General features: G+C 64.9%; 10 protein-coding genes. 9 read left to right on the top strand and 1 reads right to left on the bottom strand.

From position 1 onward, the window contains the following. Positions 1–122 precede the first annotated feature (122 nt). From ABZO33_RS13045 to ABZO33_RS13035, 3 genes are read left to right on the top strand one after another with little or no spacing between them, the layout of a single operon-like run. On the top strand, positions 123–1,142 hold the full coding sequence (locus ABZO33_RS13045) for an aminoglycoside phosphotransferase family protein (RefSeq protein WP_414536371.1): 1,020 nt from the start codon (positions 123–125) through the stop codon (positions 1,140–1,142). Continuing rightward, positions 1,139–1,810 carry an N-acetylmuramate alpha-1-phosphate uridylyltransferase MurU gene (gene murU / locus ABZO33_RS13040; RefSeq protein WP_414536370.1) on the top strand — a complete coding sequence of 224 codons (672 nt, stop codon included), beginning with the start codon at positions 1,139–1,141 and terminating at the stop codon, positions 1,808–1,810. Before ABZO33_RS13045 ends, murU begins: the two co-directional genes overlap by 4 nt. Before the next feature lies 1 nt (position 1,811). Next, positions 1,812–2,576 carry a TerB family tellurite resistance protein gene (locus tag ABZO33_RS13035; RefSeq protein WP_414536369.1) on the top strand — a complete coding sequence of 255 codons (765 nt, stop codon included), beginning with the start codon at positions 1,812–1,814 and terminating at the stop codon, positions 2,574–2,576. A gap of 55 nt (positions 2,577–2,631) precedes the next feature. Here ABZO33_RS13035 and ABZO33_RS13030 read toward each other — a convergent pair whose 3' ends face one another. Then, complete coding sequence (locus ABZO33_RS13030; protein ID WP_414536368.1) at positions 2,632–3,636, bottom strand: alpha/beta hydrolase family protein; 1,005 nt, start codon at positions 3,634–3,636, stop codon at positions 2,632–2,634. Positions 3,637–3,731: 95 nt separating this feature from the next. On the opposite strand from ABZO33_RS13030, the gene ABZO33_RS13025 reads away from it, so the two are divergent. The 6 genes from ABZO33_RS13025 (at position 3,732) to ABZO33_RS13000 (ending at position 11,441) form a co-directional block, all read left to right on the top strand. Beyond that, a complete protein-coding gene (locus tag ABZO33_RS13025) occupies positions 3,732–6,134 on the top strand; it encodes a PAS domain S-box protein (RefSeq protein ID WP_414536367.1) in 2,403 nt (800 codons plus the stop codon). Then, entirely contained in the window at positions 6,128–6,760 is a 633-nt protein-coding gene (locus ABZO33_RS13020) for a response regulator transcription factor (protein WP_172670942.1), read from the top strand. The genes ABZO33_RS13025 and ABZO33_RS13020 overlap by 7 nt, the downstream gene beginning before the upstream one ends. A gap of 280 nt (positions 6,761–7,040) precedes the next feature. Beyond that, the gene (locus tag ABZO33_RS13015; RefSeq protein WP_046857370.1) at positions 7,041–8,153 is read left to right on the top strand and encodes an ABC transporter ATP-binding protein; all 1,113 of its coding nucleotides are present in this window, start codon (positions 7,041–7,043) and stop codon (positions 8,151–8,153) included. Between the two features lie 40 nt (positions 8,154–8,193). After that, the gene (locus ABZO33_RS13010; protein ID WP_414536366.1) at positions 8,194–9,228 is read left to right on the top strand and encodes an ABC transporter substrate-binding protein; all 1,035 of its coding nucleotides are present in this window, start codon (positions 8,194–8,196) and stop codon (positions 9,226–9,228) included. 126 nt (positions 9,229–9,354) lie between these two features. After that, positions 9,355–10,602 (top strand): ABC transporter permease, encoded by a 1,248-nt coding sequence (locus ABZO33_RS13005; RefSeq protein WP_414536365.1) that lies wholly within the window; start codon positions 9,355–9,357, stop codon positions 10,600–10,602. Between the two features lie 11 nt (positions 10,603–10,613). After that, a complete protein-coding gene (locus ABZO33_RS13000) occupies positions 10,614–11,441 on the top strand; it encodes an ABC transporter permease (RefSeq protein WP_023630658.1) in 828 nt (275 codons plus the stop codon). The last annotated feature ends 87 nt before the right edge of the window (positions 11,442–11,528 follow it).

Raw genomic sequence — 11,528 nt, 5'->3', positions numbered from 1 at the left:
CGGGCTTCCTGCGTGCCATCTGCCCGCGTGTGGGGGCCGCACGCCTCTCGATGGTCTGAAAAAGATGCTGGATAATAAAGCATGACCCGCTTGACGGCTAGGGCCGTCGGAGAACCCTTGTAATGCCCGATCACGATGTACGCCTGCAACAACTGACCGCCTGGCTTGCCGGGCAGCTGGAAAACCTGTTCCGCACCAATGCCTGGGGCGAAGTGCCCGCCGGCAGCCTGACCGCCGCCAGCAGCGATGCGAGTTTCCGCCGCTACTTCCGCTGGGAGGGGGCCGGGCACAGCTTCGTGATCATGGATGCGCCGCCGCCCCAGGAGAACTGCCGCCCGTTCGTCGACATCGACCATCTGCTGGCCACGGCGGGCGTGAACGTGCCGGTCATCCATGCCCAGGACCTGGAGCGCGGTTTCCTGCTGCTGGGAGATCTCGGTCGCCAGACATACCTGGACATCATTGATCAGGGCAATGCCGATGCCCTGTTCACCGACGCCATCGATGCGTTGCTGGCGTTCCAGCGCTTGCCGCTGGACGCGCCACTGCCCAGTTACGATGTCGCCCTGCTGCGCCGTGAGGTCGAGTTGTTCCCCGAGTGGTATGTGGGTCGCGAACTTGGCCTGAGCCTCAGCGAAGCGCAGCAGGCCACTTGGCAACGGGTCAGTCAGCTGCTGATCGACAGTGCCCTGGCCCAGCCCAAGGTACTGGTGCACCGCGACTACATGCCGCGCAACCTGATGCACAGTGCGCCAAACCCAGGCGTGCTGGATTTCCAGGATGCGGTCTATGGCCCGGTCACCTACGACATCACCTGCCTGTTCAAGGACGCTTTCCTCAGCTGGCCCCAGGCTCGCGTCGAGGACTGGTTGCGTGATTACTGGCACAAGGCGCAGGCCGCCGGTATTCCGGTACAGGCAGACTTCGATGCTTTCCAGCGTGCCAGCGACCTGATGGGGGTGCAGCGCCACCTCAAGGTGATCGGTATCTTCGCGCGCATCTGCCATCGCGACGGCAAGCCTCGCTACCTGGCCGACGTGCCGCGTTTCTTTGCTTATATAGATGAAGTGATCAGTCGCCGGCCTGAGCTGGCCGAGCTGGGTCAGTTGATTGCCGAACTCCAGGCCGAGGCGCGTTCATGAAGGCGATGATCCTGGCGGCAGGCAAGGGCGAGCGCATGCGCCCGCTGACCCTGCATACGCCCAAGCCGCTGGTGCCCGTCGCCGGCAAGCCGTTGATCGAGTACCACCTCGAGGCGCTGGCCCGTGCAGGTATTCGCGAGGTGGTCATCAACCACGCCTGGCTCGGTCAGCAGATCGAAGATCACCTGGGCGATGGCAGTCGCTTTGGCCTGACGATCAGCTATTCGCCGGAGGGCGAGCCGCTGGAGACCGGTGGTGGGATCTTCAAGGCGCTGCCGCTGCTGGGTGATGCGCCGTTCATCCTGGTCAACGGCGATGTCTGGACCGACTACGATTTCACCGGCCTTGATGCGCCGTCGTACGGCCTGGCGCATCTGGTGCTGGTGGACAACCCCGGCCACCACGGCCGTGGCGACTTCCGCCTGGCGGACGGGCAGGTGAGCGATGGCGATGACGCCCCGGGAACGCTGACTTTCAGCGGTATCTCGGTACTGGCCCCGGCGCTGTTCGCAGGTTGCCAGCCCGGCGCATTCAAACTGGCCCCCCTGTTGCGCAGCGCCATGGCCGAAGGGCGGGTGAGCGGCGAGCACTATGGTGGGCACTGGATCGATGTCGGCACCCTCGAGCGCCTGGCCGAAGTCGAGCGCCTGATCGGGGAGCGTGCCTGATATGTGGTGGCCGAGCACAGTGATTGGTGCCGGTGCCGGTTTCGCCGTGGCCAGCATCCCCGGTGCGTTGCTGGGGGCGCTGCTGGGCCAGGCCATGGATCGGCGCCTGCGGCTGCAGGGTTGGGAGGACGTGCGCGAGCGCCTGGGCGGGCGCCCGGCGCTGCGTGACGAGGAGTTGTTGTTCGTATTGCTCGGCCGCTTGGCCAAGAGTGATGGCCGGGTTGTCGAGGGTCACATCCAGCAGGCGCGACAAGAGATGTCCCGTCTGGACCTGGCGGAACCTGCTCGGATGCGAGCGATTGCCGCGTTCAACCGCGGAAAGTCGGGCAAGGAGCGCCTGGGGCACTACCTGCGCCGCATCAGGGTGCAGCCCCACGGCGCCGAAGGTACCTTGCGCGCCTGTTGGCGCATGGTCTGGGCCGACGGCAAGGCCGGGCGGCAGGAACGCGACCTGTTGCTGGGCTGGGGCCAGCAGTTGGGGCTCAGTCGCAACCAGGTGCAGGCCTTGTCGCTGGAGTATGAGCCGCGACGTTCATCGCTCGAAGGCGGTGTCATGACCTATGCGGCGGCGCTGAGATTGCTGGGGGTGGAGCCGGACACCGAGGCCGACAAGGTCAAACAGGCCTATCGGCGCCTGCTCAGTCGGCATCATCCGGACAAGCTGGTGGGCAGTGGCGCCAGCGAAGCGAAGGTGCGCGAGGCGACCGAGCTTACCCGCGAGCTGCATCAGGCTTATGCCATGATCCGCAAGCGGCGGGGCTTGTAGCGCCATTGCGGGCAAGACCGCGCCTGCCGGGGTAGGCAGGCGCGGTCATTCTTACTTACTCTGCCTTCGGCGTCAGCCAGCCGCGCACCCGACGCAACAGTTGTTCCTGCTCCGCCGCCTTGTTGCCAGGCACGGCCATCAGCGAAAGCTGTCGGTACAGGCTGCTCTTCTGCCGCTTGCTGGCCTGCAGACGCTGTTGGGCAGCGAGCCGATCGGCTGTGCGGGTGGCGTAGTAGAGATCGGCGGTCGGCACCTTCAGGGTCGGCGTCAGGCTCAGCAGGTCATGCTCGACCCGCGCCGGTGTCTGCGCGGCGACCATCACCAGTTTCTGCACCTGGGGCGGCTGCTTCTCGCTGAGATAACGTGCGGCCCAGTATGCGCCGCTGCCGCTGCCCAGCAGCACAATGCTGCGCGCCTTCTGCTGCTGGGCATAGGCCACGGCGGCGTCGAGGCGGGCGAAGATTCGCTCGGCGTCCTCCTCGCTGGTGTGTTCATCGGCTTCGACCGCGTCGGTGCTTTCGGCGGTATCCGCTTCTGGTGCGGTCGCCTGGGCAACGTTGGCGTTGGCATCGGCGGGCGTGTCCTTGGCCGGAGCCGACTCGCCGTCCTGTTTTTTCGGTTCGACTGCAGGCTTGGCCTCGACCCGCGCCTGTGGGCGCTCGGCCAGCAGGTCGGGCATGCTCAGGCTCAAGGTGCTCCAGCCGACATCGGGGAAGCCGCGACGCAGCGGGCCAACGGTGGTGGGCCAGTCGGCGCTTTCGCCCGCGCCCGGGACAATGATCACCGCGCCTTGCGGATCGCTGTCGTTGGCCGGTTTCCACAGCGCCAGGAAGCTTTCACCATTGGCCTGCAAAGTCTGCTGTTCGGCCTTGGGTACCTGGCGCTCGAGGGCCAGGGCATCGTCCTGGCTACGCTCGAGCAGCGGTGGGCGCGGAGCGGGGGCGGACGCGGCCGCCTCGGCGGGCGCTTCGGGTTTCTCGGCGTCGTCGGCCTGAGCCGCGAACGGCAGGGCCGAAGCCAGGCAGAACATTGCCAGCGTCGTGCGATAAAGTGTGAACATCGATCAATCCAAGGCCAGAATCATACCGGCAGCCTAATGGTATTTGCCCGCGACGGCCACGCCAGGTGGCCGTCATTGCCAAGACGAGCGTAGAGATGAAGCGAGTGCGTTGCCTGTGGGTTATCGGCTGGTTGTGTCTACCCTTGATCGTCCTGGCCAAGCCGCAGGCGCCGCCCGCCGTGGTGCTGGATCCAGCCCAGCAGCAATGGCTGGACGAACACCGCAGCTTGCGCGTCGGCCTGGTATTGCAGGCCCCTTATGCCCAGTTCGACCGGCGCCTGCAGCAGTTCTACGGGGCGAACGTGGAACTGGTCGGCGCCTTGTCCCAGGCGTTGGGTCTGGATTTGACCTGGCGCGGCTTTGCCGACCAGGCCGCCCTTGAGCATGCCTTGCAGGCGGGCGAGATCGATTTCGCCCCAGGCCTGATGCAAACGCCAACCAGCCTGCGGCTGTGGTTGTTCAGTGACCCTTACATGCGTGTGCCGCAATTGGTGGTAGGCATGCGCAGCGGCGCGGTAGCCGTGGAACTGGAAAAGCTGAACGGCAATGAACGCGTGGCGGTACGCATGCCCGGTACCTTGGCGGATTACCTGCGCGGCAACTACGGCAATCTGAACCTGCAGGGTGTACCCGACGAGCGCGAGGCCCTGCAGTTGGTGTTGGGCGGGCAGGCCGGCTTCGCCGTGCTGGACGAGGCGCAGCTCAGCCGGCTGTCGCGCGAAGGCGAGTTCGCCGACCTCGCGGTGGTAGGTGATATCGGTCTGCCGCAGTTGCTGCGGGTCGGCTCACGGCGCGATTGGCCAGTGCTGGCCGATGTTCTCGAGCGAGCCTTGCAGGCCCTGCCGGCCAAGACCCTGGAGCAGATGCACCAGCGCTGGTTGCAGCCCAGGTATCCACGGTTCTCCGAATCCGCCGGGTTCTGGCAGAACCTGGCCTTGCTGTTCGGCCTGCTGCTGCTGTGCGCCTTGGCGACCCTGGCCTGGCAGCGTCGTCAGCAGCGCGGCCTGGAGCGCGGGTTGCTCGCGGCTCGGGAAAGCCTGGTCGAGCGCCAGGTGCGTGAGGAGGCTTTGCGCCTGAGTCAGTTTTCCATCGACCAGAGCACGGTGGGCATCCTCTGGGTCAACTGGGACAGCCATGTGCGCTACGCCAACCATGCCGCCGAGCGCATGCTGGGCTTTGCCGAGGGGGCGCTGCTGGAGCTGCCGCTGGTCGTTATCGAGCCGAATCTGAAGATGGACCGCTGGCTGGAACTGTGGAAGCGTGCCCGTACCGGAGATGGCGGCGAGCAGCAGTTCGAAAGCCAATGTCGGCGCGCCGACGGCAGCCTGTTCCCGGTCGAGTTGTCGCTGTCGTTCCTGCGCTTTCGCGACGCCGAGTACCTGGTGGTGTTCCTCGCCGATGTCACCGAGCGCCGGCGCGACCTGGCCGCGCTGCGCGAAAGCGAGGCGCGGCTCAAGGGTATCGCTGGCAACGTGCCGGGGCTGGTGTTTCGCCTGGAGCGCGATCCGGCCGAAGGCGACCCGGAATTTCCCTATATCAGCGAAGGCAGCGAGGCGCTGGTCGGCTACACCCCGGCGGCGATCCAGCACCCGCAGATGGGGCTGCGCAACCTGGTCCACCCGGAGGATCGCGCCGACTACCATCGGGTCCAGGACCTGGCCTTGGCCAGCGATCAGGACTGGTCCTGGCAGGGCCGTATCCTCACCCGCCAGGGCGAGCAGCGCTGGGCCGACATCAAGGCGACCACTCGCCGCCTGGCCGATGGGCGCATGGTGTGGGACGGCGTGGTCTGGGACATCACCCAAGGCAAGCAGGCCGAGCTGGCACTGGCCGGTTCCCAGGAGCAATTGCGCGAATTGTCGGCGCACCTGGAAAGCGTGCGCGAAGAGGAGAAAGCGCGGATTGCCCGCGAGGTCCACGACGAACTGGGGCAGATGCTCACGGTGCTCAAACTTGAAGTGTCGATGTGCGAGCTGGCGTTCGCCGAACTGGACCCCGCCCTCAACGAGCGCCTGGCCAGCATGAAGCGCCTGATCGCCCAGTTGTTCCAGCTGGTGCGCGACGTGGCTACGGCCCTGCGCCCGCCGATCCTCGACGCCGGCATCGCCTCGGCCATCGAGTGGCAGGCGCGGCGTTTCGAGGCACGCACGCAGATCCCCTGTCTGGTGCAGGTGCCGGACAATCTGCCACCCTTGAGCGATGCCAAGGCCATTGGCCTGTTCCGTATCTTGCAGGAGGCGCTGACCAACGTCATGCGCCATGCCCAGGCGCACACGGTGCAGATCGAGCTGGTTCACGAGGCCGGGCAGTTGCGCATGACCGTGATCGACGACGGTGTGGGGTTTGCCATGGAGGCGGCGCGGCCGACTTCGTTCGGCCTGGTGGGTGTGCGTGAGCGGGTGCTGATGCACGGTGGCAGCATGAGCCTGGACAGCGAGCCGGGCGAGGGCACCAGCCTGAGCGTGGCGATTCCTTTGAAGCAGGAGAGACAATCGTGATTCGAGTGCTGGTGGCGGAAGACCACACCATCGTCCGGGAAGGCATCAAGCAATTGATCGGCCTGGCCAAGGACATGCAGGTGGCGGGCGAGGCGGGCAATGGCGAGCAGTTGCTGGAGACCCTGCGCCACACGCCCTGCGAGGTGGTACTGCTGGATATCTCCATGCCTGGGGTGAATGGCCTGGAGGCGATCCCGCGGATCCGCGCGCTGAACAACCCGCCGGCGATCCTGATGCTGTCGATGCATGACGAGGCGCAGATGGCGGCGCGGGCGCTCAAGGCCGGTGCGGCGGGCTATGCGACCAAGGACAGCGACCCGGCGCTGTTGCTCACGGCCATCCGCCGGGTGGCGGGGGGAGGTCGCTACATCGACCCGGCCCTGGCCGACCGCATGGTGTTCGAGGTGGGCCTGACCGAAACCCGGCCGCTGCACACGCTGCTGTCGGAGCGCGAATTCTCGGTGTTCGAGCGCCTGGCCCAGGGAGCCAACGTCAACGACATCGCCCTGCAACTGGCGCTGTCGAGCAAGACCATCAGCACCCACAAGGCGCGGCTGATGCAGAAGCTAAAGGTCAACTCGCTGGCGGAGCTGGTGAAGTACGCCATGGAGCACAAGTTGGTGTGAGTGTCCTGGTTACGACAATGGCTTTTATGCGATCTCACCGTAGGAGCGGCTTTAGCCGCGATGCAAGCGCCGCTGTCTCTGACACCCGCTTTGCGGGTGATCGCGGCTAAAGCCGCTCCTACAAAGCTCGAGTTGCCTGAAAACGCCATCCTTGTAGGGCGATCCCTACAGCAATTCTTCCATCCGGATGAGGACATTCTCTCAGCCCCCCCGATTTCCGGGCGCCTGCACCTCTTCTACGCTTGGCCTACGCAGTCATTCCAACAAGAAGGTGCAGGGCATGAGCGAGGCGAATTCGAACGAGACGCTGGTCAGCTTCCGAGGTGTGCAGAAGAGCTACGACGGCGAATCGCTGATCGTCAAGGACCTCAACCTGGACATCCGCAAGGGCGAGTTCCTGACCCTGCTCGGCCCTTCCGGTTCGGGCAAGACCACCAGCCTGATGATGCTGGCAGGTTTCGAGACCCCCACCGCCGGTGAGATCCAACTGGCCGGGCGCTCGATCAACAATGTGCCGCCGCACAAGCGCGATATCGGCATGGTGTTCCAGAACTACGCCCTGTTCCCGCACATGACCGTGGCCGAGAACCTGGCCTTCCCGCTGACCGTGCGCAACCTCAGCAAGACCGACGTCAGCGAGCGGGTCAAGCGCGTGCTCGGCATGGTCCAGCTCGATGCCTTCGCCAAGCGCTATCCCGGCCAGCTTTCCGGTGGCCAGCAGCAGCGCGTGGCGCTGGCCCGCGCCCTGGTGTTCGAGCCACAGCTGGTGCTGATGGACGAACCGCTTGGCGCCCTCGATAAACAATTGCGTGAACACATGCAGATGGAGATCAAGCATATCCACCAGCGCCTGGGCGTGACCGTGGTCTACGTGACCCACGACCAGGGCGAAGCACTGACCATGTCCGACCGGGTGGCGGTGTTCCACCAGGGCGAGATCCAGCAGATCGCCGACCCGCGCACTCTCTACGAAGAGCCTTGCAACACCTTCGTCGCCAACTTCATCGGTGAGAACAACCGTATCAACGGGACGCTGCTGGCCAGTGACGGTAATCGTTGCCAGGTGCAACTGGCCCGTGGCGAGCGGGTCGATGCGCTGGCGGTGAATGTCGGCCAGGCCGGTGACCCGGTGACGCTGTCGATCCGCCCCGAGCGGGTACGCCTGAACGGCCACAGCGAGAACTGCGTCAACCGCTTCTCCGGTCGTGTCGCCGAGTTCATCTACCTGGGCGACCACGTGCGGGTGCGCCTGGAGGTCTGTGGCAAGGCTGATTTCTTCGTCAAGCAGCCGATCGCCGAGCTCGACCCGGCCCTGGCTGTGGGCGACGTGGTACCGCTGGGCTGGGAAGTGGAGCACGCCCGCGCGCTCGATCCGATTGCCGAAGCCCATTGATGGTTTGCTTCACCAACCCTGAACTGTGGAGAGAATAATAATGCGCAAGCAGTTGAAACTGACCGTCCTGGCCCTTGGCCTGTGCGCCGCCGGCCAGGCCATGGCGGCCGACCTGACCGTGATTTCCTTCGGTGGCGCCAACAAGGCGGCCCAGACCAAGGCGTTCTACGAGCCATGGGAAAAGGCGCGTAAGGGTAAGATCGTCGCCGGGGAGTACAACGGCGAGATGGCCAAGGTGAAGGCCATGGTCGACACCAAGAGCGTGTCCTGGAACCTTGTGGAAGTCGAATCGCCAGAGCTGGCCCGTGGGTGCGACGAAGGCATGTTCGAGGAACTCGACCCGGCCCTGTTCGGTAACGAGGGCGACTACGTGCCGGGCGCGATTCAACCATGCGGCGTCGGTTTCTTCGTGTGGTCGACGGTGCTGGCCTACAACGCCGACAAGCTCAAGACCGCGCCCACCAGCTGGGCCGATTTCTGGGACACGAAGCAATTCCCGGGCAAGCGCGGCCTGCGCAAGGGCGCCAAGTACACCCTCGAGTTCGCCCTGATGGCCGACGGCGTCGCGCCGAAAGAAGTGTACAAGGTGCTCGGCACCAAGGAAGGCCAGGACCGCGCCTTCAAGAAACTCGACGAACTCAAGCCGAGCATCCAGTGGTGGGAAGCCGGCGCCCAGCCGCCGCAGTACCTGGCCTCGGGTGACGTGGTCATGAGCTCGGCCTACAACGGCCGTATCGCCGCGGTGCAAAAGGAAAGCAACCTCAAGGTGGTGTGGAACGGCGGCATCTACGACTTCGACGCCTGGGCCATCCCGAAAGGCGCCAAGGATGTGGAAGAGGCGAAGAAATTCATCGCCTACACCGTCCAGCCCGAACAGCAGAAGACCTACTCCGAGAACATCGCCTACGGCCCGGCCAATTCCAAGGCCGTCCCGCTGCTGGCCGATGCGGTGAAAAAGGACATGCCGACCACGCCTGAGAACATCGCCAACCAGGTGCAGATCGACGTGGCCTTCTGGGCCGACAACAGCGAACAGCTGGAGCAACGCTTCAACGCCTGGGCGGCGAAGAAGTAAGCCACCTGGAGCCTTCATCGCCGGCAAGCCGGCTCCCATGAAACCAGTGCCGTACTTGTGGGAGCCGGCTTGCCGGCGATGGGCTGCGCAGCAGCCCTTATTTCAGCCTGTATCGCGGAGTTCGCCATGGCCATTGCAGTGCCCCTCAACGAAGGCGCGGGTAAAAGCCTCAAGCAGCGCCTCAAGCATGCCGAGCGGGTCAACCGCTGGAAGGCCCAGGCGTTGATCGCGCCGCTGGCGCTGTTTCTCCTGCTGGTGTTCCTGGTGCCGATCGCGGCGCTGTTGTACAAGAGCGTCGGCAACCCCGAGGTGGTTGCCGGCCTGCCGCGCACCGTCGAGGCAGTGGCGCAGTGGGATGGCAAGAGCCTGCCGGGCGAGGAGGTCTACAAGGCCCTGAGCCAGGACCTGGCCGAGTCTCGCAAGAACCAGACCCTGGGTGACCTTTCCAAGCGCCTGAACATGGAGCTGGCCGGCTACCGCAGCCTGTTGGCCAAGACTGCGCGGGCGCTGCCGTTCAAGGCCGAACCGGCCTCCTATAAAGAAGCCTTGCAGACGCTCGACGAGCGTTGGGGCGATCCTGCCTACTGGCAGGCGATCCGTCGCAACACCAGCACGGTTACCTCTTTCTATCTGCTGGCCTCTGTCGATCACCGTATCGACGACCTTGGCGAACTGGCCAAGGCCACGCCGGACCAAGCTATCTACCTCGATATCTTTGCCCGCACCTTGTGGATGGGCGTGGTGATCACCGCCATCTGCCTGGTGCTGGCTTACCCGTTGGCCTACCTGCTGGCCAACCTGCCGACCCGGCAGAGCAACCTGCTGATGATCCTGGTGCTGCTGCCGTTCTGGACCTCCATCCTGGTGCGGGTGGCGGCCTGGATCGTGCTGCTGCAGTCAGGCGGATTGATCAACAGTGCGCTGATGGCCATGGGCATCATCGACCAGCCGCTGGAGCTGGTGTTCAACCGTACCGGCGTGTACATCTCCATGGTGCACATCCTGTTGCCGTTCATGATCCTGCCGCTGTACAGCGTGATGAAAGGTATCTCGCCCAGCTACATGCGGGCGGCGATCTCCCTCGGTTGCCACCCGTTCGCCAGTTTCTGGCGGGTGTACTTCCCACAGACCTATGCCGGTGTCGGCGCCGGTTGCCTGCTGGTGTTCATCCTGGCCATCGGCTACTACATCACCCCGGCGCTGCTGGGCAGCCCGAACGACCAGATGGTCAGCTACTTCGTCGCCTTCTACACCAACACCAGCATCAACTGGGGCATGGCCACCGCCCTGGGCGGGCTGTTGCTGCTGGCTACCGTGCTGCTGTACCTGATCTATAGCTGGCTGGTCGGCGCCAGCCGCCTGCGCCTGAGCTGAGGAGCCTTGTCATGCTGAGCCCTTACATGTCGCCCGTGGAGCGGGTGTGGTTCTACAGCCTGCGCATCTTGTGCGGCTTGATCCTGCTGTTTCTGGTGTTGCCGGTGCTGGTGATCATCCCGCTGTCGTTCAACAGCGGGAGCTTCCTGGTCTATCCGCTGCAAGGCTTCTCGTTGCACTGGTACCAGGACTTCTTCGCCTCCGCCGAATGGATGCGCGCCCTGAAGAACAGCATCATCGTCGCCCCGGCGGCCACGCTGCTGGCCATGGTGTTCGGCACCCTGGCGGCCATCGGCCTGACCCGTGGCGACTTCCCCGGCAAGTCGCTGGTGATGGCGCTGGTGATCTCGCCGATGGTGGTGCCGGTGGTGATCATCGGCGTGGCCAGCTACCTGTTCTTCGCGCCGTTGGGCATGGGTAACAGCTTCACCTCGCTGATCCTGGTGCATGCGGTGCTGGGTGTGCCGTTCGTGATCATCACTGTGTCGGCGACGCTGCAGGGTTTCAACTACAACCTGGTACGCGCGGCGGCGAGCCTCGGGGCCTCGCCATTGCTGGCCTTCCGTCGGGTGACCTTGCCGTTGATCGCCCCCGGGGTGATCTCCGGGGCGCTGTTCGCCTTCGCCACGTCGTTCGATGAGGTGGTGGTGACGCTGTTCCTCGCCGGGCCCGAGCAGGCGACCCTGCCACGGCAGATGTTCAGCGGCATCCGCGAAAACCTCAGTCCGACCATCGCTGCTGCGGCCACCTTGTTGATCGCCTTCTCGGTGATCCTGCTGCTGACCCTGGAGTGGCTGCGTGGGCGCAGTGAGAAACTGAGGACCCAGCAGCCAGGTTGAATCTTCGACGCGGGTGACGTGGGAGCGGGCTTGCCCCGCGATGGCATGCCGAATTCATGATCGCAATCGCGGGGCAAGCCCGCTCCC

Origin of the sequence: Pseudomonas sp. CAM1A, from assembly GCF_047501685.1 — a bacterium.
GTDB lineage: Bacteria > Pseudomonadota > Gammaproteobacteria > Pseudomonadales > Pseudomonadaceae > Aquipseudomonas.
This window is presented reverse-complemented; position numbering and strand designations above follow the sequence as displayed.